Genomic DNA, 20,777 nt, shown 5'->3' with positions numbered 1-20,777 from the left:
CGAGTGAGCGCAAACACCGAAGCCATCGACATGGCACGCATCGCGGCCTTGGCAGCCGACGAGAAGCTGGCCACCGAAGTGGTGGTGCTCGATGTGTCCGAACAGCTGGTCATCACGGACTGCTTCGTCATCGCATCTGCGACGAACGAGCGTCAGGTCAACTCGATTGTCGAGAACATCGAAGACCGTCTCCGCGAAGCGGGACACAAGCCGGTCCGCCGTGAAGGCACCCGCGAGGGCCGCTGGGCACTGCTCGACTACGCCGACATCGTCGTCCACGTCCAGCATGACGAGGAGCGCAACTTCTACGCTCTCGATCGTCTGTGGAAGGACTGCCCGACGGTCGAGGTCGAAGGCCTCGGACAGAACCGTCCCGGCCCCGCCGACGCCAACACGGTGTTCGAGACCGACACGGTTTCCGAGCCGGACGCGCAGGATCCCTCGCTGTGACTTCGCCGGCGCCCAGTGCGGCGTCGAACCCTGTCCGCCGGCTCATCCTGCTGCGTCACGGACAGACCGAATACAACGCCGACTCTCGGATGCAGGGGCAACTCGACACCGACCTGTCGGAGTTGGGACGCACGCAGGCCAAGAGTGCAGGTCCGGTGATCGCCGATCGCAGGCCGTTGACGATCGTGTCCTCGGATCTGCGTCGGGCGTACTTCACGGCCGTCGCAGTCGGTGATGCCGCCGGACTTCCGGTACTCACCGACACGCGTCTGCGTGAGACACACCTGGGCGAATGGCAAGGCCTGACTCATCACGACGTCGACGAGCGCACTCCCGGTGTGCGATCTGCCTGGCGGGCGGATGCCACGTTGGCGCCGCCCGGCGGCGAAAGCCGAATCGACGTCGCGAATCGCAGCCTCCCCGTAGTTCACGAATTGCTCGAGACGCACCCGGACTGGGCCGAACGGCCCGTGGTTCTGGTGGCGCACGGAGGCTTGATCGCGGCACTGACAGCGGCATTGCTCGACCTACCCGTCGATCGCTGGGCCGTCCTCGGCGGATTGGGAAACACCAGTTGGGTGCAACTCAGCGGACACGGGGACGTCAAGTCGATCGAGTGGCGACTCGACGTATGGAATGCTTCTGCGAGTGTCGCAAATGACGTCCTCTGAAAGTGCCGACGGGCAGCGCCCCGTCCTCCTCGTACTCGCGGATTCGCTGTCGTATTTCGGCCCCAAAGGCGGCCTCGCGGCAGACCACCCACGGATCTGGCCCAACATCGTGGCCGACGAACTCGGCTGGGACGTCGAGCTGGTCGCCCGTATCGGCTGGACGTGCCGCGATGCGTGGTGGGCACTGACTCAGGATCCTCGTGTGTGGGCGGCGGTGCCGCGGGCAGGCGCCGTCGTGTTCGCGGTCGGCGGTATGGACTCGCTACCGTCTCCGCTGCCTACCGCGCTCCGCGAGACCATTCGCTACGTTCGGCCACCCGCGCTTCGACGCGTGGTGCGCGAGGGTTATCAATGGCTGCAGCCGCGGCTTGCACCTCTGGGCCGCCCGGTCGCACTTCCTCCCAAGCTGAGCGTCGAGTATCTGGAAAGCTCGCGAAATGCGTTGGAGTACATGCGGCCGGAACTGCCGATGATCGCGACCTTGCCGTCAGTGCACCGCAGTGATGCCTACGCCAGCGTGCATGCCGGACGACCTGCCGCGGTGTCCGCGATCACCGAGTGGGCTACGGAGAAAGACGTTCCCGTAGTCGACCTTGCAGATGCAGTGCGTGACAACGTCTTTTCCGAGAACGGCAATCCTGACGGCATTCACTGGGGTTGGGACGGTCACGTCGGTGTAGCCCGCGCGATGATCGCTGCGATTCGCGGGGTCGAGTCGCAGAAAACGGTTTCGCCGGAACTGGTTTCGCCGGAACTGGTATCACCGCCGAGCGAAGTCGGGTAGCAGAATGCCGGTCGTCGTCGTCACGGATTCCTCCGCCTGCATCCCGCAGGAGTCGGCCGACGCATGTGGCATTCAGGTTGTTCCGCTCCACGTGCTCCATGACGGTTGCGACTTGCGAGAGGGCGTCGACGCAATGCCGAGCGACCTGTCGGGAGTGACAACGGCCGGAGCGTCGCCCGCCGAGTTGTCCGAAGCGTATGCACGCGCCCTGGACATGAGCGACGGTGACGGCGTTCTCGCCGTTCACATTTCACGTCAACTGTCGGGAACGTGGGAAGCCGGACGAGTCGCAGCCCAGGAATTCGGTGGCGCCGTCCGGATCGTCGATTCACAGTCCGCCGGTATGGGTTTGGGCTATCCGGCTCTCGAAGCTGCACGCTTGGCCGAGAAGGGCGCTTCACTCGAAGAGGCGTACGGCCGGGCGGTCGACGTCGCCAGCCGTGGGCGCTGCTACATCGTCGTCGACAAACTTGATCAATTGCGTCGGGGCGGACGAATCGGAACCGCCGCTGCGTTGCTGGGTACTGCATTGGCGATGAAGCCGATCCTGCATCTGGTGGACGGCAAACTCGTGCTCGGCGAAAAAACGCGCACCACCACCAAAGCGCTTGCACGCTTGGTTGATTCGGCAGTCGAGCGCGCCGGTCTCGGCCGCGTGGCGATAGCCGTGCATCACATGCGAGCACGAGAGCGTGCCGACGGGATAGCCGAACAGTTGGCCGAGCGCATTCCCGATGTAGCGGAATCCGTGGTTACCGACTTCAGCGCGGTTATCGGAGCGCACGTCGGTGTCGGCGCGATCGGTGTTGTGGTGTGCCCGTTGCCGGAGATCGACGCGAACACCTGATCGTTTCTCCACAATCCCCGAGTTCTCCACAGGTCGAAATTCATCGTCTTCGGTGGCGAGGTCTCTCGCTAGCGTCCAGTCATGAGGATCAGCGAGGAGCGCGAGCGGGCGCGTGATCGCCTCGCGGCGATGGACGGAAACTACCGGCAGCGACCGGCCGTCGACGAATTCGAGGATTCAGGGTCTTTCGAGAGGTCCCCCGAGTGGCTTCGGGACTTCGACGAGGACGACTACGACGCTCAGCCCGACTCGTCACGGTTCGACCGATTGCCCGAACATTGGCGCGGTACACGTTGGCGCCCGAGTCGGTCGGCGACCTGGGTGTTGGCGATCGTTGCAGTTCTGGCCACGGGAATCGGCTTGTTCGCCGTGTGGTGGGATTCTCCGAGCATGCAGGCGGTCCCAACGTTGCCCTCGCCCCAGAATGTCACGGAGAAGAATGTGACTGCCGGCGATGGTGAATCAGCCAGTCCTGTACCGACCGGCGTCGTGGCAGAGCAGCCGCCCGAGGCTGTGGTGGTCAGTGTCGTCGGGCTCGTGCGCACGCCTGGGCTTGTCAATCTTCATTCGGGCTCGCGCATCGCCGACGCGCTTGCTGCGGCAGGTGGCGTGCTCGACGGAGCGGAGACGGTGGGCCTGAATCTGGCTCAGAAACTTGTCGACGGCGATCAGATCGTGGTTGGTGCGGCCGATCAGTCCGGTGGTGTTTCTTCGAGTACCACTGCAGGAGGGACCAGCCCCGCAGCTACGGGGGAATCCGGCGGGGCTGGGCTGGTGAACCTCAATACCGCCACCGAGGCCGAACTGGACGAGCTTCCCGGGGTAGGGCCGGTAACGGCTGCGGCGATCATCTCCTGGCGCACATCCAACGGAAAATTCACGGACATAGAACAATTGGGGGAAGTCGACGGGATCGGCCCGGCAAGGTTGGCCAAATTGCGAGTGCTGGTGTCGGTGTGAACGAACCGGAAGCCTCGCCGGTCCTCGACGCTCGACTGCTTCCGTCTGCCGTCGCGGTGTGGGGGAGCAGTGCGGTGGGGATCCTGTTTGGCCCGGTCGCCGCGTGGGTACTGGCGGTGGCGTGTGCGGTTCCAGCGGCACTCCTCACTTACGTGGTTGTGCGCCGGACATCAGCGGGGTGGGTACGAATCATGTTGGTTGCATTGCTGTTCGGTGCCGGGTGTAGTGCCGTCGGCGGGTGGCGGGCGTCCGAGGCGGAGAGGCACCCACTGACCCGAGCTTCTCTCGAGGGAGCTTGGGTGAGTGTCGAAGTGGAACCCTCGGAGGATCCGCACGCGGTCTCCGGCGCGGTGGGTCAAGGTCAGGTCGTCTTCAGGGCAACCGTCAATTCGGTGACTGCCCAGAACCGCAGGTACTCCGGAGGCGGCTTGGTCACCATCCGGGCGCCCAGTTCGTCGTGGCTCGAAGTTGTTCCAGGGCAGAGCCTCACGGTTCGTGGCCGGGCGAGTCAGCCATGGCGTAGCGATTCCACGCTCGCCGTGATCACGTCCGAAGGGCCTCCCGTCGCGGTGGGAGAAGTGCCCTGGTATCAGCGATGGGCAAGTGTGGTGCGCATTCGTTTCGCGGCTGCGTGCTCGGCTGCACTCCCGCCGGATCAGGCGGGTCTGCTGCCTGGCCTCGTCGTCGGAGACACGTCGGCGCTGTCGCCGGTGGTGAAGGACAACTTCACCGTTGCCGGACTTTCCCATCTCACCGCGGTGTCCGGCGCCAACATCAGCATTCTGCTCGGGGCCGTTCTGCTGTTGGTCAGAGCCGCGGCGCTCAGTCCACGGGTCGGCGCCGCTTTGGCGGTGGTAGCCCTCGTTGCCTTTGTTGTCGTCGCGAGGCCGTCGCCGAGTGTTCTACGCGCGTCGGTGATGGGCTTGGTAGGCCTGCTCAGTCTGGTCACTGGTCGGCGCAAACAGGCGCTGCCTGCGCTTGCCGCCGCCGTCATCGTTCTGGTAGTCGTGATGCCCGAGCTGGCCGTCGACTGGGGGTTTGCGCTGTCGACTACTGCCACGGGCGCGCTGGTGATCATTGCGCCGGTGTGGGTGGACGTGCTTCGCCGAAGAGGCTGGCCCCGTTGGTTTTCGGAGATGACAGCTGTCTCGGGTGCTGCGTTTGTCGTGACTGCACCGTTGGTGGGCGCCATGGCGGGAACCTTCAGCGTAGTCACGATTGCCGCGAACATGGCGGTGGCGCCCGTGATCGGAATCATCACGGTGTTCGGTGCGGTGATTGCCTTGTGTGCGCTGATCTGTCCACCGATCGCGGTGTTCGTCGCGCCATTGGTGCGGCCGCCGATGGGGTGGCTGCTGTGCGTGTCCGAGCGGGCGGCGGCGCTTCCCGGAGCGTCGGTGGTAGTGCCGTCAGGACTCATCGGTGCCCTCGTCGTCGTGGGAGTCCTACTGGCCGCGGCCCTGACGCTGTGGAATCGGATTTCGAGATGGGTGCTCGGCGTTCTTGTTCTGGGAGTTGTTCTGGCCCTGATCTTTCAACACGTGTTCGGGGGTGGCCGTTTTGCTCCGGGGTGGGCGCTGGTGATGTGCGACGTCGGTCAGGGGGACGGTCTTGTGCTCTCGACTGGAGACGGCAGGGTGATCGTGATCGATGTCGGTCCTGATCCCACATCGATGGATCGTTGCCTGAACATGTTGGACGTCAACGACATCGCGTTGCTGATGATCAGTCATTTTCATGCCGATCACATCGGTGGATTGGAAGCAGTCCTGAGTGGGCGTTCGGTCGCTGCGATCGGAGTCGGGTCGATGTTGTTGCCGGAGTCAGGTTTTCGGGCGGTGAAGGATACCGCCGACTCGCAGGCCGTTCCGGTTGTCTCGTTGCGCGCAGGTATGGAGTTGACGTTGGGATCGGTGAACGTGGAGGTTCTCGGTCCGTTGGTTCCGGCTCCCCGCGATGCGGGGGACGGCGCGGACGCCGCGAACGATCAGTCGCTGGTGGTGATGGCGCACACGGGCGCGGGTCGAATTCTGTTGACGGGCGACGCCGAAGTTGCGGGGGAGGAGGCGATCCTCCGATCGGGAGCGGACGTGAAGGCCGATGTGTTGAAGCTGCCCCATCACGGTTCTCGGACCACGTCGTCGGCATTTCTGGAAGCGGTGCGTCCGAGGTTGACGATGATCAGCGTCGGCGTCGGCAACAGTTTCGGGCACCCGAATGCGGAGGTTCTCGATGAACTGGATTCATTGGGCGGGGCGGTGGTTCGGACCGACGTCGACGGCACCGTCGCTGTGTACGGCGGGGGCGGCGGGTCTGTGTCGATCGTGTCGGTTCCTCGTGGGACCATCTTCGGGTGAGTAATCCGTCTGGAGTCGATCCGCTGCATCTTGTTCTCGGGGACGACGAGTTCCTGATCGACCGCACGGTATCGCAGCTCATCAGAGCTGTCCGCGGTGACCGCGGACAGGGTATTTCGGATCTCCCGGTGACCAAGATGCGCGCGGGCGACACCAATGCTCCCGAGTTGGCCGAGTTGCTCAGCCCTTCTCTTTTTGCCGAAGACCGTGTGATCGTCTTGGAATCGGCTGCAGAAGCAGGCAAAGATGCCGTAGCGCTTGTCCTGGAGGCTGCACGCGAGCCGGCAGAAGGTGTGGTTCTGATCGTCGTGCACTCGGGCGGCGGTCGCGCGAAAGCGTTGGCACCGGCCCTCGAGAAGCTCGGGGCGACGGTTCACAACTGCGGAAAACTGAACAAGAGTCAGCTTGTCGACTTCGTCCGGGGTGAGTTTCGGACCGCAGACGTCAGGGTTGCGCCAGATGCGATCGCCGCGATGATCGAAAGCGTCGGCTCCAACCTCCGCGAACTCGCGTCGGCCTGCTCGCAATTGGCGGCAGATACGGGCGGCAAGATCGACGTGGATGCAGTCCACAAGTATTACTCGGGCAAGGCCGAGGTTTCCGGATTCGACGTGGCCGACAAAGTCATCGTCGGCGATACCCGGGGTGCGCTCGAGGCGCTCCGATGGGCAGATCAGATCGGAACAGCCCATGTTCTGCTCGCGGATGCCCTCGCCGACGCAGTCCACACCATCGCGAAGGTCGGCCCGTTTGCACGGGGCGGTGACCCGTTCCGGTTGGCGTCGGATCTCGGAATGCCGCCGTGGAAGGTCAAGAAGGCGATCAAGGAGGTCGGCGGCTGGGATCCCACGTCGATCGGCGCTGCGATGCAGATCGTCGCCGCCCTCAATGCCGACGTGAAGGGTGCCGCAGTCGACTCGTCCTTCGCCCTGGAGATGGCAGTGCGGAAAGTGTGCGCGTTGCGGAAGAACTGAGTACAACGTGGCCTACTGCGCGTCCGGCCAGAAGTAGTCCGACGACAGTGGCGGCCGTGGCCTCACCCGCCCGGTAGTCGAGGCATTTCACGCAGGCTTGCTCCAACTGAGTAGCGGAATGGCCTGAGGTCGTGTCGTTGGTTCACCTGTTCTGATGTCGGTCACCCGTAGTGAGTCGTGCGACACCGGATTCACCACACTGCCGCAGACAATGGTTTCTTGGCCGATGCTGTCCACCGGCACCTTCACGGTGGTGAGTAGCGCTCGTCCAACGGCGAGAAACGCCAGAATCGCAACGAGTGAACACATCACGCCGAGGAAGATCCGGAATTCGCTACGTTGCCTGCGCTTACACCATCCGTAGCTTGCGGCACCTCCGACGACTGCAACCGTCAATGATTCCCACCAACGAGGGATTCCCAGGGCGGCCACTACGCCGAAAGCGACGACCGCCCAGAAGACAGTCGTGAACAACCAGCTGCGAGGGCGCTTCCCGTGCCCGTTGATCGCCATCATCAGATGGTTGCAGCCCGCTCCACATATTCGCTGCAAGACATGGATGGCGGGTCTTCGCACTGACCCGATTGAATACGCAAAATAGCCGCCTGGTCTTTCGACCTGGCGGCTATCGAGACGATCCAGTGTGACGGCGAACCGTCACAGTGGAAACGTCAGAGCTTGTTGGCAGCCTGCGAGAGTGCAGACTTCTTGTTGGCAGCCTGGTTGGCGTGAATGACGCCCTTGCTGGCTGCCTTGTCGAGCTTGCGGCTGGTGGAGACGAGGAGCTCGTTGGCCTTGTCCTTGTCACCGGCTGCCGCAGCCTCGCGGAATGAACGGATCGCGGTACGCAGCGAGGACTTCACCGACTGGTTACGGAGTCGGGCCGCCTCGTTGGTACGGATTCGCTTCACCTGGGACTTGATGTTGGCCACGCGTAAAATCCTTGTCGTCTTTAGCTGGTTACGGTCGAGAAAGCTGTGGGCGCACTGATGCACCGACTGGCAAGATTACCAGCCGAGGGCCCAAGAACCCAAACCGTCGCACGTTGCGTCTGTCGAGAAGGGTACACCGAGCGCCCGATTTCTCGCCGCGCTGCCGAATAGCCCCACTTGTAGCAGCATGTTGCCCTATGACGCCGCCGCCTTCGAAAAGTTCGAGTAAAACAGGTTCGACCACCACCCGAGCGCGTCCTGCCGCAGTGTTCGACGGATATTCAGACATCGGTCGCTACGAGTTGGCTTTCGACGAGATGTTCGAGCCCGACGGCTCGGTGCGTGGTCCGTACAAGGGTGTGTACAAAGCCCTGGCGCCGACGAGCAGCGCCGACCTCGCCGCGCGTGCCGACGCACTCGGACGCGCATTCATCGACCAAGGTGTGACGTTTTCGCTGTCCGGGCAGGAACGACCCTTCCCGTTGGATCTGGTGCCACGCGTCATCGCTGCCCAGGAGTGGTCGCGGCTGGAAAAGGGCATCAAACAGCGGGTGAAGGCGCTCGAGTTGTTTCTCGCGGACATTTACGGAGAGCAGCGAATCCTGCGCGATCACGTGTTGCCGCGCCGCCTGGTCACCTCGTGTGAGCACTTCCACCGTGAAGCGGCAGGCATCGTGCCGCCCAACGGTGTGCGAATTCACGTCGCGGGTATCGACCTGGTCCGAGACGAGGCGGGAGAGTTCCGAGTTCTCGAGGACAATCTGCGATCTCCGTCCGGTGTCTCCTATGTGATGGAAAACCGTCGCACCATGACTCGGGTGTTCCCGGATCTGTTCATGTCCCACAAGGTGCGGGCGGTCGGTGATTACGCAACACACCTGCTGAGGGCGCTGCGTGCGGGTGCTGCACTCAACGAAGCGGACCCGACAGTGGTTGTTCTCACACCGGGTATCGCCAATTCCGCCTATTTCGAGCATTCGTTGCTCGCTCGTCAGATGGGTGTGGAACTCGTCGAAGGTCGCGACCTGTTCTGCCGCGACAACATGGTGTACATGCGCACTACGGAAGGCGAGCGCCAGGTCGATGTCATCTATCGCCGCATCGACGACGAGTATCTCGACCCGATGCACTTCCGTCCGGATTCGATTCTCGGCGTCGCAGGCCTACTGAATGCGGCGCGGGCGGGCAACGTGGTGATCTCGAGCGCCGTCGGCAACGGAGTCGGTGACGACAAACTCGTCTATACCTACGTTCCGCAGATCATCGACTACTACCTCGGTGAGAAGCCGCTCTTGCAGAACGTCGACACGTTCCGCTGTTGGTTGGACGAGGAGTGCGAGCAAGTCCTCGACCGCGTCGCCGAACTGGTCATCAAGCCGGTGGAAGGGTCCGGCGGCTACGGAATCGTCTTCGGACCCGACGCGAGCCCCAAGGAACTGGCCGCGATAACCCGCAAGATCAAGGCAGACCCGCGCGGGTGGATTGCGCAGCCACTCGTGCAGTTGTCCACGGTGCCGACCAAGATCGACGATGTTCTCTCGCCGCGCCACGTGGACTTGCGGCCCTTTGCCGTCAACGACGGTGAGGACGTGTGGGTGTTGCCCGGCGGCCTGACCCGGGTGGCACTTCCGGAAGGTTCGCTGGTGGTCAACTCCAGCCAGGGCGGCGGAAGCAAGGACACGTGGGTGCTTGCGAGTCGCACCTCTGACGAAGACCCAGAGTTGTCAGGCGAGGAACTGGTGTCCGAGCCCCCGGAATCCGCGGAGCCGGTGCAGGGTCCCGAACTGAGCACCTCGCAGCAACAACAGCAGCAGCAACAGTGAACACCTCGGAAGTGCCCAGCTACCAAGAACTATCAGTGAACGGAGCGTGGTGACCGATGCTTGCTCGCAACGCAGAGTCCCTCTACTGGATCGGCCGCTACGTCGAGCGCGCCGACGACACTGCTCGGATCCTCGACGTCGCCGTCCATCAATTGCTCGACGACGCCACCGTCGACCCGGACCGCACGTCGCGTCTGCTCCTGCGTGTCCTCGGCATCGAGGCGCCGGAGGGCAAGCTCGACGTGCGCTCGCTCACCGATCTGGTTGCGTTCAGCCGCAACCAGGTTGGTTCGATCGTGGACTCGCTGGCAAGTGCTCGTGAGAATGCTCGCGGGGCGCGTGAGGTCACGTCGAGTGAGATGTGGGAGTGCCTGAACACCACGTACAACGGACTGGCCGAGCGTGAACGTGCCTCACGCAGGCTGGGGCCACACGAGTTCTTCCGCTATGTGGAGGAACGCGCAGCGATGTTCGCGGGCCTGGCGGATTCCACGCTCAGTCGCGACGACGGCTATCGGTTCCTTCTGCTGGGCAGGTCGATCGAACGTGTCGACATGATCGTGCGGATGCTTCTGGCGCGCGCCGGTGACCGCCCGTCGTCGCCGGCATGGGTCAGCGTTCTTCGCTCGGCGGGCGCACATGACACGTATCTGCGTACGTATCGCGGAGCACTCGACGCCAATCGCGTCGTCGAGTTCATCTTGTTGGACAGACTCTTTCCGCGCTCGGTGTTCCATTCGATCAGGCAGGCCGAGAAGTGCCTGCAGGAGCTCGACCCGCAGCCGGGCAGTCGCGTCGGAATCCGGGCGGAGGCGCCGCGGCTTCTGGGCCGCGCACGCAGCGAACTCGAGTTCCTGCCGCAGGGCGTGTTGCTCGAGGATCTGCAGGGACGGTTGCTCGGTTGGCAGGAGACCTGCCGCGAACTGGGTGAGGCAATTGCATTGCAGTACTTCCACGCTGCGCCGTGGGTCGCGTGGACGGATGCCGGCGCCGCGTATGCGGAGTCGACGGTGGAGGGAGAGCTGTGAGCTGGCGAATGAGGGTCGTGCACACCACGGGATATGCGTACGACGCCCCGGTGACGTCGTCGTACAACGAAGCGCGATTGACACCTCGCGGCGACACCAGGCAGACGGTGATACTCACGCGCGTCGAAACCCAGCCGGCCACACGTTCCTACCGATACACCGATTACTGGGGCACCGCGGTGACCGCCTTCGACTTGCACGCCCCGCACACGGAACTCGAAGTGACCGGACTGTCGGTGGTGGAGACGGAACCGTTCGTTCAGCCCGAGGAAACCGTCGACTGGGATGAATTGTCGGGAAACGCGATTAAAGATCGATTCAACGAACAACTGAGTTTCACGAGATATGTTCCGCGTGATCGTAAGCTGGCGACAATTGCCAAGGAATTGCGCAAAGATAAATCACCTGAAGATGCAGTAGTGGCTGCGTCGCAATGGGTTTACGGCGAAATGTCATATGTTCCGGGTACGACCGGAGTGCATACGTCGGCGGTCGAGGCGTGGTCGGCACGGAAAGGCGTCTGCCAGGACTATGCGCATCTGACCTTGGTATTGCTTCGAACGATGGGAATACCGTGTCGATACGTTTCCGGCTATCTCCACCCCAAACGTGATGCGGCAGTCGGGGACACGGTGGTCGGCGAATCGCACGCGTGGATCGAAGCGTGGACCGGCGCGTGGTGGGGATACGACCCGACCAATGCGATAGCTGTGAATGAACAGCATGTCTCGGTCGGAATAGGAAGGGACTATTCGGATGTGCCGCCATTGAAGGGAATCTTTTCCGGTGGACGCTCCACAGATCTCGAAGTTGTTGTGGAGATCACCAGGCTTGCGTAAAGTCCGGCAAATCTAGGCGCGTGAGCATTACTACCGTTCGATGAGAAGAAGGTGGGAATATGTCTCCAACTGCACAGGAATTGACTGAGATCGAACCGATCTCGGATGTGAAGAAGTATGCGGCCGAAGCGGTGGGAACATTCGTGCTCGTGTTCTCCGCAGTCGGAACTGCCGTCTTTGCAGGTGCGAAAGTCGGCAACCTCGGAGTTGCCTTCGCATTCGGCCTGACCCTGCTGTTCCTCGTATATGCGATCGGCCCGATTTCCGGTTGCCACGTCAACCCAGCCGTGACTCTCGGCCAATTCGTGATCGGGCGAATCTCAGCCGTCAATGCGGCGATTTACGTTGTCGCGCAAGTGATCGGCGGCTTGGTCGCAGGCGTCGTGATCTACACGGTGGCCAACAGTCTCCCGGCGTACAACCGTGCTGCTGACGGTTTGGGTGCAAACGGTTGGGGCGCACACAGTCCGTCTGCCGAGAAGAATCTTCTCGGAAACGTGGTTTCCGACGGCTACGGCATCGGTGCCGCCATGATCATCGAGATCCTGCTGACAGCACTGCTGGTATTCGTCGTTCTCGCGTCGACCGACCAGATCTCCGACGTGCCTCTCGCCGGGGTGTCCATCGGCTTCACCCTGGCCGTCATTCACCTGATCTCGATCCCGATCGACAACACCTCCGTCAACCCCGCTCGAAGCCTCGCTGTCGCGCCGTTCCAGGACGGTGCACTCGGCCAGGTGTGGTTGTTCATCGTGTTCCCGCTCATCGGCGGTGCGCTCGGTGCACTCATCTATCGAGCACTCTTCGGACGGTTCAACCGTATGGACAGCTGATCGACACTGTTTCCATCGTCCGGGTCGGCTTCAGCTCCAGCTGAAGTCGGCCCGAAGTTTTGCCGCGACCGCGTCGAACTTCTTGTGATCCATGACGGCGCCCTCGCGCCGGATCCCGCTCTCGGGAACGTCGAGCACCCGGTCGAGCCGGACCCAGCTGGGCCTTCCCTCGCCGTCCCATGGACCCGAACCGATTGCGAGCCAATCGCGCTCACCCTCGCGTTTACTCTGCGAAGACAACATCAGGCCGAGCAGCGTGTCGCCGTCGCGGCCGACAACCAGCACCGGGCGGTCTTTGCCCTGGGTCGGATCCTCCTCGTAGGCAACCCAGGTCCAGACGATTTCGCCCGGATCGGCCTTGCCGTCGAGGTCGGGGGAGTACTCGACCTTGCGGGCGCGATGTGCGGTCGGAGACGTTCGCGCGGCGATCGGGCGGCCTGTCGGACCCGGCTTCGAGGCAGACGACTGAGACGTGGAGGACTGCAGCTGGCGCAGCAACGCAGGGCCCTTCTCCACCGTGAGGGCGCCGAGGGTTCTGCCGATCTGCTTCCACATGCTTGCCATAGCGTTCGAGCATAATCACCCACCCGTGGGAACCCCTGGTACGGCGGCGCCGAGACTTGGATATCCTGAGGGTTGACAGTGGCCCGGATCCGGGCCGGTGCCGGTCCGACTAAGGGGTCTCCCATCAGCAGCTTCGCCGACAAGACGTTCACGGATCCTGCGCAGATCCGGAACTTCTGCATCATCGCGCACATCGACCACGGTAAGTCGACGCTGGCAGATCGCATGCTTCAGCTCACCGGTGTGGTCGAAGAGCGGGCGATGCGTGCGCAGTACCTGGACCGTATGGACATCGAGCGTGAACGCGGCATCACCATCAAGGCTCAGAACGTTCGTCTGCCCTGGACCGTCGACGGCGAAGAGTTCGTCCTCCACCTCATCGACACACCCGGCCACGTCGACTTCACGTACGAGGTCTCCCGCGCGCTCGAAGCATGCGAGGGCGCAATTCTGCTGGTCGACGCAGCTCAGGGCATCGAAGCTCAGACGCTGGCGAACCTCTACCTGGCGATGGAGAAGGATCTCAAGATCATTCCCGTCCTCAACAAGATCGACCTCCCGGCCGCGGATCCCGACCGCTATGCCGAAGAGATCGCGCACATCACGGGCTGCGAGCCCGGTGATGTCCTGCGCGTCTCGGGTAAGACCGGTATGGGCGTCAAGGAACTGCTCGACGAGGTGATCAAGCAGGTACCTGCGCCTGTCGGCGATGCTGACGGTCCCGCCCGCGCGATGATCTTCGACTCCGTCTACGACGCCTACCGCGGCGTGGTCACCTACGTGCGTGTGGTCGACGGTCGGATCCGTCCCCGCGAGAAGATCACGATGATGTCCACGGGTACTACACACGAACTGCTCGAGGTCGGCATCATTTCCCCCGAGCCGAAGGCCAGTATCGGTCTGGGCGTCGGCGAGGTGGGCTACCTCATCACCGGTGTGAAGGACGTCCGTCAGTCGCGCGTCGGTGACACCGTCACCACCACCCGCAACGGCGCGACCGAACCGCTGGTCGGCTACCGCGATCCCAAGCCGATGGTCTACTCGGGCCTCTACCCGATGGACGGCTCGGACTACCCCGTGCTGCGCGATGCCCTCGACAAGCTCCGTCTCAACGACGCGGCCCTGGCGTATGAACCCGAGACGTCGGTTGCCCTCGGATTCGGCTTCCGCTGCGGCTTCCTCGGCCTGCTCCACATGGAGATCACCCGCGACCGCCTCGAGCGTGAGTTCGGCCTCGAACTGATTTCCACCGCGCCCAACGTCGTCTACCGCGTCGTGATGGAGGACGGGGCCGAGGTCATCGTCACCAACCCGTCGTACTGGCCGGAAGGCAAGGTTCGCGAGGTCTACGAGCCCGTCGCCAAATGCACCGTCATCGCCCCGAGTGAGTACGTCGGCGCCATCATGGAGCTGTGCCAGTCCCGTCGCGGTGAGCTCGGCGGCATGGACTACCTCTCCGAGACTCGTGTCGAGCTGCGATACGAACTGCCCATGGGCGAGATCATGTTCGACTTCTTCGACGCCCTCAAGTCCCGCACCAAGGGTTATGCCAGCCTCGATTACGAAGAGGCCGGTGAGCAGCAGGCCGACCTGGTGAAGGTCGACATCCTGCTGCAGGGCGAGGCGGTCGACGCGTTCTCCTCGATCGTGCACCGTTCCAACGCCGGCGCTTACGGCGGACGCATGACGTCGAAGCTTCGTGAGCTGATTCCTCGCCAGCAGTTCGAGGTTCCGATCCAGGCCGCGATCGGCGCGAAGATCATCTCGCGCGAGAACATTCGCGCAATCCGCAAGGACGTTCTCGCCAAGTGCTACGGCGGCGACATCAGCCGTAAGCGCAAGCTGCTCGAGAAGCAGAAGGAAGGCAAGAAGCGCATGAAGACCATCGGTCGCGTCGAGGTGCCGCAGGAAGCATTCGTGGCGGCCCTGACGTCGGAATCGGTCGGCGAGAAGCCCAAGAAGTAGGAGCGCATGGTCACCACCTGGTTGTCCCGAGAGTTCGGAATCGAAATCCCGGTTCTCGGGGCGCCCATGGGTGGGCGCGCGGGCGGCGCGCTCGCCGGAGCTGTATCGGCGGCCGGCGGGTTGGGTCTGCTCGGCGCGGCTCGGTACAACACACCGGAGTGGATCGAGGCCGAAGCCGAGGTGGCCCGGTCGATCGGCGGAAAATTCGGCGTCGGCCTGATGACGTGGTCGCTGCCCGAGAACGAGTTGATGCTCGACGCCGCGATTGCCGTCGAGCCGACCATGATCACCTTGTCGTTCGGTGATCCCGCCTCGTATGTCGGACGAATCCACGATGCGGGCATTCCCGTTGTGTCACAGATCAATACGCTCGAAGACCTTCGCATTGTCGAGGCCGCGGGTGTCGACGGCGTGATCGCGCAAGGCGGTGAGGCAGGCGGTCACACGGGCCGAATCGGAACCTTGCCGCTGCTGCAGGAGATCCTCGAAACGACATCACTTCCAGTACTGGCGGCCGGCGGAATCGGGACCGGCCGCGGTTTGGCCGCAGTCCTGGCAGCCGGCGGGGAAGGCGTGATGATCGGAACGGCGCTGCTCGCCAGCCCGGAGACGGTCGGGCCGGACTATGCCCGCGACCGCGTCGTCGAAGCCGGAAGTGCCGACACGATTTACACCTCGGTGTTCGACCGAGCGCGCAGTCAACCGTGGCCGCAGCGGTGGGGTGGCCGCGCGGTGGCCAACGAGTTCACTGCCGCCTGGCACGGAGTCGACGCCGATGAGGAAATGCTGGCGAAGGCGTACGACCCGTCGGATCCCCACAGCGGAGTCGTCTACGCCGGAGAAGCTGTCGGACTCGTACACGGAACCCATCCGGCCGGCGACGTGGTTCGACGCATCGGCGCCGATGCGGAGCGTCTGCTCTCTCGTTTCGCCTGAAAGCAAGGTCGGACACAACCGGGGCCCATATGAGAAGGTAAGCCTCTGCTAACTAGTGGAGGAGTATTTTCGTGCGTGCGATGAAGTTTTCGGCGGTGGCTCTCTTGGGAGCGCTGGTCGTAGGTATCAGCGGATGTTCGTCCTCGGACGCCGACGAGATCGCGGGCGGTCGGGTCACCACGATCGACCACAAGTTCGGCGCCACCACGATCACCGGGACGCCGACGCGCATCGTCGCGGCCGACACCCAGTGGCTCGACGCTCTGCTCGAACTCGGAATCCAGCCGGTGGGGTACCTGGCTGCCGGCCCGATGGGCGACGAGCGTGGTCTGTTCCCGTGGGAGAGTGGCGTGGACGCGTCGGCGAAGGAACTCGATCGCTCGGCGATCCAGCAGTTCGGTGTCCCGCTCAAAGCTGAAGAAATTGCAGCCTTGGATCCCGATCTGATTCTCGGCGGGTTCTCCGTCGCCGATCAGGACGATTTCGACCAGTTGAGCAAGATCGCTCCGACAATTGCCGGTCTGTCCGACGTCCAGGTCGATCCGTGGCAGGACCAGGTGGAGATTCTCGGCCGGGTTCTCGACAAGGAGTCGCGAGCCGACGAGATCGTCGAGGCGACAAACGGGCAGATCGATGCGCTCGCACAGCGGTTGCCGGGGCTGAAGGGTAAGACCGCTCTTTTGTCGCAGTACGTCTTCCCGACGTCGCAGTTGGTGATCGTCGCTGATCCCAAGGACGGTGCTTCGGGACTGTTCACGCGTCTGGGAATGTCGTTGCCGCCCAAGCTGGTCGACGAGGCCGGTGTGACCGGTGGCCGGCTGATACTCAGCCCGGAACGGGTCGACGCTCTCAGCGCCGACGTCGTGGTGCTGCTGCCCAACGGCGGGTCGCTCGACGACATGATGAAGCTGCCGGGGTTTGCCGACCTGCCTGCAGTCAAGGGTGGCGGATTGGCCATCGTCGACTATCCGACTGTTGCCGGCCTGAACACTCCGTCGTCGCTGTCGCTGAAGTACTCGCTCGAATCGATCACGCCGCAGCTCGAAGCGGTGGCCGGCTAGACCTGCTGTGCGCCTTTATTAACCGCGGGCGGTTAATAAAGGCGCACAGCAGGGGGTCTAGGTTGCGTTGTGCGCGGGCTGGAAAGCTCCGGCTTCGGCAGCTTCCTCGGCGCGGATCACGTGGACCACGGCGTTGATCAGCGCCAGGTGTGTGAACGCCTGCGGGAAGTTACCCAGATGGCGACCGGTGTGCGCGTCGATCTCCTCCGCGTACAGCTTGAGCGGGCTCGCGAACCCGAGCAGGCGCTCACAGAGATGCTTTGCGCGATCCAGTTCGCCGATCTCGACGAGGGCGGACACCAACCAGAAGGAACAGATGGTGAACGTGCCCTCCTCTCCGCTCAATCCGTCGTCGGTGGTGTCGACGCGATAGCGCAGGACCAACCCCTCTTCGGTGAGCTCGTCGGCGATCGCCAGCACCGTCGCCCGGATGCGCGGATCGTCGGCCGGCAGGAAGCGCAGCAGCGGTGCCAACAAGAGCGACGCGTCGAGTGAATCGTGGCCGTACCGCTGTGTCAGAACTCCGCGCGAGTCGACACCGTGCGCGAGGATGTCGGCCTTGATCTCGTCCGCGATGGCCGTCCATTGCTGCGCAAAGCTCTTCTCGCCCTGCATCTCTGCCAGCTTGGCGCCGCGATCGAGTGCGACCCAGCACATGATCTTCGACGACGTGAAATGCTGCGGTTCACCGCGCACCTCCCAGATCCCGCGGTCGGGTTGACGCCAGTGCTTGATCGCTTCCTCGACCTGCTTCTTGAGCAGCGGCCACAGCGCTTCGGGGACACGCTCGCGGGTACGGATGTGGAGGTACACCGAGTCGAGCATGGTGCCCCAGATGTCGTGCTGCTGTTGATCGAACGCCCCGTTGCCGATACGCACCGGACGGGCGCCGTCGTAGCCGGACAGATGGTTGAGTTCGGATTCCTCGAGTGTGCGCTCGCCGCCGATGCCGTACATCACCTGCAAGGGATGCGGCTGACCGTTGTCCGAACTCGACACGTCGTAGATGAAGTTGAAGAAGTCGTTGGCCTCACGGTCCAACCCGAGCGTGTAAAGGCCCCACAGTGCGAAGGTGGAGTCGCGAACCCACGCGTAGCGGTAGTCCCAGTTGCGTTCTCCGCCTGGTGTTTCCGGTAGCGAGGTCGTCGAAGCCGCAAGCAGGGCTCCGGTCGGTGCGTAGGTGAGCCCCTTGAGTGTGAGCGCACTGCGCTGTAGGTATCCGCGCCACGGGTGATCGGGGAACTTGCCGATCGTCACCCACTCACGCCAGGACTTGGACGTCTGCCACATCTTGTCGGCGGCCTCGTCGAACGTCTGCGGCGCGGGAAGATCCGACCACGAGAGCGCGACGTACACGTTGTCGCCTTCGACCAGTCGCGTCCGGGCCCGTGCCTCACGACCTTCCAGACCCAGTCGGAGATCGGTGGTCAAGCGCAGAGTGGGATGGTCGCCGGGCTTGGCGGAGCGACACGTTGCCGTTGCTTCCTCGTAGACCTTTCCGGTGTACTCCCAATTCGCCGTGCCACGGTGATAGTCGAACGCGGGCTCACAGCTCATCTCGAGTTCGACGGTGCCGCTGACGCATTTGACCGTACGGAGAAGGGTGTGTTCGGCATCCCAGTCGGTCGGTGTGCGCTTGTGCGTGTTCGATCGCTTGTCGACGTTGTGCCAGGGACCGAGAACCAGGGCGTCGCGGACGACGAGCCAGCCGGTCTCGGTCTGCCAGGTGGTCTCGAGAATGAGTCCACCCGGCAGATAGCGCCGAGCGGCCGGCACGTTCTGGCCGTAGGGGCCGATACGGAAATGGCCTGCGCTGCGGTCGAGGATGGCACCGAACACGCTGGGGGAGTCCGGGCGGGGAACGCACATCCACTCGACAGATCCGTTACGGGCAATCAGGCACGAGGTTTCGCAATCGGAAAGAAACGCATAGTCGTCGATCGGGGGAAAGTTGCTTCGATGGTGACCCGTGGAGGCGGGAGGAATCGTCTGCACCACTTCGTCGTCAGCACTCATTCGGCCATCATCCGGCCAGAATCGGCACACGTCCAATCCACACGCTGTCGGGACCGTATCGTCCGAAGGATAGGGTGTTGGCGTGGATCGGATTGCGGATTGGTGGGACAGCTTCGAGCTGTGGATGGCGGGGCTCCCGTTCATCCCGCAGGTCGCGTTGGTCCTGGTCGTCGTCGTTCCGCTGTGCCGCCTGGTGGCCATCGGTCTGGATCGCGCGTTGGCCGCCGTTCTCGCTCTGCCGCTCTTCGGCTGGTTGCGTAGGAATTCTCGAGAAGTAGAGGAAAGCTGATGCCCCGCTCACGGGTCACTCTCGCCCTGATAGCCCTGATTCTCCTCGTGATCGTCGCGTGGCTTCTCACCCGTTAGTTCTCCCGATTAGAGCGGGCGCCGGTGCTCTGCTAAAGTCCACCGCGTGTCCGAAGCAACAGCTCCCGTAATCCGCCACCAGTTGGCGTTGATTGCTGTCGGCATGCTCGACGTCGCTGACGTCGCCTGTTGTTGATTTCCTGAGTTCGACCTCTCCGGTGGTGCTGCGCACCCCACTCGAACTTCTCTGCGCGTAACTCGCGCCCCCGATTCAGGGCTCATCGCCCGTCGGCTCTCCATGTCTGAACATCCCGATGGAATCAGCCCCAGAGGTCTCGGACTTGTCGTTTGACCAACCCTCGTTTGTCAGTCCTTTCAGGAAGGTATCTGCAATGAAACGCCGTTCCCGCACACTTCTCACTGCTATCGCGACCATGGGGGCCGTGGTACTCACAGCGTGCAGTGGTGGCTCGAGCGACACCGTGGGTGGTGACAGCGCCGCCAGCGACGGTAGCGCCGGCACGATCAACCTGTTCGCCTACGCCGTGCCGAAGCCTGGCTTCGACAAGCTCACCGCAGCCTTCCAGGCGACCGACGAGGGCAAGAACGTCAACTTCAATCCTTCCTACGGCGCCTCGGGCGACCAGTCGCGCAAGGTGAAGGACGGCGCCGAGGCAGACTTCGTCAACTTCTCCGTCGAGCCCGACATCACCCGCCTGGTCGATGCCGGTCTGGTCGATCAGAACTGGAACCAGGACGCCTACAACGGAATTCCGTTCGGATCGGTAGTCACCATCGTGACGCGTCCGGGGAACCCGAAGGGCATCAAGGACTGGGACGACCTGCTTCAGCCCGGCCTCGAGGTCGTCACGCCGAACCCGTTCAGCTCCGGCTCGGCCAAGTGGAACCTCTTGGCGCCGTACGCCGCCAAGAGCGACGGTGGCAAGAACCCGCAGGCGGGGCTCGACTACGTCACCGCCTTGGTCAACGATCACGTCAAGATCCAGCCCAAGTCGGGACGCGAGGCTTCGGAAGCCTTCCTGCAGGGCAGCGGTGACGTTCTGATCAGCTACGAGAATGAAGCACTGTTCATCGAAGGCAACGGCGACCCGGTCGAGCACGTCACCCCGCCCACGACCTTCAAGATCGAGAACCCCGTTGCCGTGATCTCGAACAGCAAGGTCCTCGACAAGGCGACCGCGTTCAAGGACTACCTGTACACGACCGAGGGTCAGACGCTCTGGGCCGAAGCAGGATTCCGTCCCGTTGATCCCGCCGTCGCTGCCAAGTTCACCGACAAGTTCCCCGAGCCGACCAAGCTGTGGACCATTGCAGACCTCGGCGGCTGGAAGGCCGTGGACAGTGCTCTGTTCACCAAGGACACCGGTTCGATCGCAGTGATCTACGACAACGCGACCAAGTAAGACTGAC

At 63.3% G+C, this 20,777-nt stretch carries 21 protein-coding genes; 17 read left to right on the top strand and 4 right to left on the bottom strand.

The annotated features are described in order from the left end of the window. The first annotated feature begins 3 nt into the window (after positions 1-3). The 7 genes from rsfS (at position 4) to holA (ending at position 7,043) form a co-directional block, all read left to right on the top strand. Positions 4-450 carry a ribosome silencing factor gene (rsfS, locus tag ACBG85_RS17800; protein WP_003944502.1) on the top strand — a complete coding sequence of 149 codons (447 nt, stop codon included), beginning with the start codon at positions 4-6 and terminating at the stop codon, positions 448-450. After that, a complete protein-coding gene (locus ACBG85_RS17795; RefSeq protein WP_075833651.1) occupies positions 447-1,121 on the top strand; it encodes a histidine phosphatase family protein in 675 nt (224 codons plus the stop codon). Before rsfS ends, ACBG85_RS17795 begins: the two co-directional genes overlap by 4 nt. Further along, positions 1,108-1,905 carry a diglucosylglycerate octanoyltransferase gene (octT, locus tag ACBG85_RS17790; protein WP_124569244.1) on the top strand — a complete coding sequence of 266 codons (798 nt, stop codon included), beginning with the start codon at positions 1,108-1,110 and terminating at the stop codon, positions 1,903-1,905. The genes ACBG85_RS17795 and octT overlap by 14 nt, the downstream gene beginning before the upstream one ends. Before the next feature lie 4 nt (positions 1,906-1,909). After that, positions 1,910-2,752, top strand: a complete 843-nt coding sequence (locus ACBG85_RS17785) for a DegV family protein (RefSeq protein WP_209447729.1) — start codon at positions 1,910-1,912, stop codon at positions 2,750-2,752. Positions 2,753-2,833: 81 nt separating this feature from the next. Further along, entirely contained in the window at positions 2,834-3,712 is an 879-nt protein-coding gene (locus ACBG85_RS17780) for a ComEA family DNA-binding protein (protein WP_050654644.1), read from the top strand. Then, complete coding sequence (locus ACBG85_RS17775; protein ID WP_064689235.1) at positions 3,709-6,069, top strand: ComEC/Rec2 family competence protein; 2,361 nt, start codon at positions 3,709-3,711, stop codon at positions 6,067-6,069. Before ACBG85_RS17780 ends, ACBG85_RS17775 begins: the two co-directional genes overlap by 4 nt. Beyond that, entirely contained in the window at positions 6,066-7,043 is a 978-nt protein-coding gene (gene holA, locus ACBG85_RS17770) for a DNA polymerase III subunit delta (protein ID WP_003944476.1), read from the top strand. The genes ACBG85_RS17775 and holA overlap by 4 nt, the downstream gene beginning before the upstream one ends. A gap of 87 nt (positions 7,044-7,130) precedes the next feature. Here the strand turns inward: holA and ACBG85_RS17765 are convergent, their stop codons facing one another. Both ACBG85_RS17765 and rpsT read right to left on the bottom strand, forming a co-directional pair. Continuing rightward, positions 7,131-7,556 carry a hypothetical protein gene (locus ACBG85_RS17765; protein WP_209447727.1) on the bottom strand — a complete coding sequence of 142 codons (426 nt, stop codon included), beginning with the start codon at positions 7,554-7,556 and terminating at the stop codon, positions 7,131-7,133. A 158-nt stretch (positions 7,557-7,714) separates the two neighbouring features. After that, positions 7,715-7,975 (bottom strand): 30S ribosomal protein S20, encoded by a 261-nt coding sequence (gene rpsT / locus ACBG85_RS17760; RefSeq protein WP_003944567.1) that lies wholly within the window; start codon positions 7,973-7,975, stop codon positions 7,715-7,717. Positions 7,976-8,172: 197 nt separating this feature from the next. Here rpsT and ACBG85_RS17755 point away from each other — a divergent pair, with 197 nt between their 5' ends. The 4 genes from ACBG85_RS17755 to ACBG85_RS17740 are packed head-to-tail and all read left to right on the top strand — an operon-like array spanning position 8,173 to position 12,498. After that, positions 8,173-9,798, top strand: a complete 1,626-nt coding sequence (locus ACBG85_RS17755; protein WP_003944471.1) for a circularly permuted type 2 ATP-grasp protein — start codon at positions 8,173-8,175, stop codon at positions 9,796-9,798. A gap of 56 nt (positions 9,799-9,854) precedes the next feature. Further along, positions 9,855-10,826 (top strand): alpha-E domain-containing protein, encoded by a 972-nt coding sequence (locus tag ACBG85_RS17750; RefSeq protein ID WP_003944483.1) that lies wholly within the window; start codon positions 9,855-9,857, stop codon positions 10,824-10,826. An 8-nt stretch (positions 10,827-10,834) separates the two neighbouring features. Beyond that, positions 10,835-11,665, top strand: coding sequence for a transglutaminase family protein (locus ACBG85_RS17745; RefSeq protein WP_007731033.1), 831 nt, complete (start codon positions 10,835-10,837; stop codon positions 11,663-11,665). 59 nt (positions 11,666-11,724) lie between these two features. After that, a complete protein-coding gene (locus tag ACBG85_RS17740) occupies positions 11,725-12,498 on the top strand; it encodes an aquaporin (RefSeq protein ID WP_003944482.1) in 774 nt (257 codons plus the stop codon). A gap of 30 nt (positions 12,499-12,528) precedes the next feature. Here the strand turns inward: ACBG85_RS17740 and ACBG85_RS17735 are convergent, their stop codons facing one another. Next, positions 12,529-13,062 carry a type II toxin-antitoxin system PemK/MazF family toxin gene (locus ACBG85_RS17735; protein WP_372024180.1) on the bottom strand — a complete coding sequence of 178 codons (534 nt, stop codon included), beginning with the start codon at positions 13,060-13,062 and terminating at the stop codon, positions 12,529-12,531. A 72-nt stretch (positions 13,063-13,134) separates the two neighbouring features. Here ACBG85_RS17735 and lepA point away from each other — a divergent pair, with 72 nt between their 5' ends. The 3 genes from lepA (at position 13,135) to ACBG85_RS17720 (ending at position 17,024) form a co-directional block, all read left to right on the top strand. Beyond that, the gene (gene lepA / locus ACBG85_RS17730; protein ID WP_003944564.1) at positions 13,135-15,027 is read left to right on the top strand and encodes a translation elongation factor 4; all 1,893 of its coding nucleotides are present in this window, start codon (positions 13,135-13,137) and stop codon (positions 15,025-15,027) included. 6 nt (positions 15,028-15,033) lie between these two features. Continuing rightward, complete coding sequence (locus ACBG85_RS17725; protein WP_030536619.1) at positions 15,034-15,963, top strand: nitronate monooxygenase family protein; 930 nt, start codon at positions 15,034-15,036, stop codon at positions 15,961-15,963. A gap of 80 nt (positions 15,964-16,043) precedes the next feature. Beyond that, positions 16,044-17,024 carry an ABC transporter substrate-binding protein gene (locus tag ACBG85_RS17720; protein WP_207624322.1) on the top strand — a complete coding sequence of 327 codons (981 nt, stop codon included), beginning with the start codon at positions 16,044-16,046 and terminating at the stop codon, positions 17,022-17,024. 57 nt (positions 17,025-17,081) lie between these two features. On the opposite strand, the gene ACBG85_RS17715 is transcribed toward ACBG85_RS17720, so the two are convergent. Beyond that, a complete protein-coding gene (locus tag ACBG85_RS17715) occupies positions 17,082-19,040 on the bottom strand; it encodes a glycoside hydrolase family 15 protein (protein ID WP_003944557.1) in 1,959 nt (652 codons plus the stop codon). Positions 19,041-19,122: 82 nt separating this feature from the next. Here ACBG85_RS17715 and ACBG85_RS17710 point away from each other — a divergent pair, with 82 nt between their 5' ends. From ACBG85_RS17710 to ACBG85_RS17700, 3 genes are all read left to right on the top strand, one after another. Then, complete coding sequence (locus ACBG85_RS17710) at positions 19,123-19,329, top strand: hypothetical protein (protein ID WP_311093653.1); 207 nt, start codon at positions 19,123-19,125, stop codon at positions 19,327-19,329. A gap of 123 nt (positions 19,330-19,452) precedes the next feature. Beyond that, the gene (locus tag ACBG85_RS17705) at positions 19,453-19,542 is read left to right on the top strand and encodes an Ms4533A family Cys-rich leader peptide (protein WP_309599318.1); all 90 of its coding nucleotides are present in this window, start codon (positions 19,453-19,455) and stop codon (positions 19,540-19,542) included. Positions 19,543-19,738: 196 nt separating this feature from the next. Then, complete coding sequence (locus tag ACBG85_RS17700; RefSeq protein WP_003944569.1) at positions 19,739-20,770, top strand: sulfate ABC transporter substrate-binding protein; 1,032 nt, start codon at positions 19,739-19,741, stop codon at positions 20,768-20,770. Positions 20,771-20,777 lie beyond the last annotated feature (7 nt).

This window comes from Rhodococcus sp. NyZ502 (assembly GCF_041464245.1).
GTDB lineage: Bacteria > Actinomycetota > Actinomycetes > Mycobacteriales > Mycobacteriaceae > Rhodococcus_F > Rhodococcus_F qingshengii.
This window is presented reverse-complemented; position numbering and strand designations above follow the sequence as displayed.

Coding starts and splice junctions, on each gene's coding strand:
- octT (WP_124569244.1), top strand. CDS start 1,108: ATGACGTCCTCTGAAAGTGCCGACGGGCAGCGCCCCGTCCTCCTCGTA.
- ACBG85_RS17785 (WP_209447729.1), top strand. CDS start 1,910: ATGCCGGTCGTCGTCGTCACGGATTCCTCCGCCTGCATCCCGCAGGAG.
- ACBG85_RS17780 (WP_050654644.1), top strand. CDS start 2,834: ATGAGGATCAGCGAGGAGCGCGAGCGGGCGCGTGATCGCCTCGCGGCG.
- ACBG85_RS17765 (WP_209447727.1), bottom strand. CDS start 7,556: ATGGCGATCAACGGGCACGGGAAGCGCCCTCGCAGCTGGTTGTTCACG.
- ACBG85_RS17755 (WP_003944471.1), top strand. CDS start 8,173: ATGACGCCGCCGCCTTCGAAAAGTTCGAGTAAAACAGGTTCGACCACC.
- ACBG85_RS17750 (WP_003944483.1), top strand. CDS start 9,855: ATGCTTGCTCGCAACGCAGAGTCCCTCTACTGGATCGGCCGCTACGTC.
- ACBG85_RS17745 (WP_007731033.1), top strand. CDS start 10,835: ATGAGGGTCGTGCACACCACGGGATATGCGTACGACGCCCCGGTGACG.
- ACBG85_RS17740 (WP_003944482.1), top strand. CDS start 11,725: ATGTCTCCAACTGCACAGGAATTGACTGAGATCGAACCGATCTCGGAT.
- ACBG85_RS17735 (WP_372024180.1), bottom strand. CDS start 13,062: ATGGCAAGCATGTGGAAGCAGATCGGCAGAACCCTCGGCGCCCTCACG.
- ACBG85_RS17725 (WP_030536619.1), top strand. CDS start 15,034: ATGGTCACCACCTGGTTGTCCCGAGAGTTCGGAATCGAAATCCCGGTT.
- ACBG85_RS17720 (WP_207624322.1), top strand. CDS start 16,044: ATGAAGTTTTCGGCGGTGGCTCTCTTGGGAGCGCTGGTCGTAGGTATC.
- ACBG85_RS17715 (WP_003944557.1), bottom strand. CDS start 19,040: ATGAGTGCTGACGACGAAGTGGTGCAGACGATTCCTCCCGCCTCCACG.
- ACBG85_RS17700 (WP_003944569.1), top strand. CDS start 19,739: ATGAAACGCCGTTCCCGCACACTTCTCACTGCTATCGCGACCATGGGG.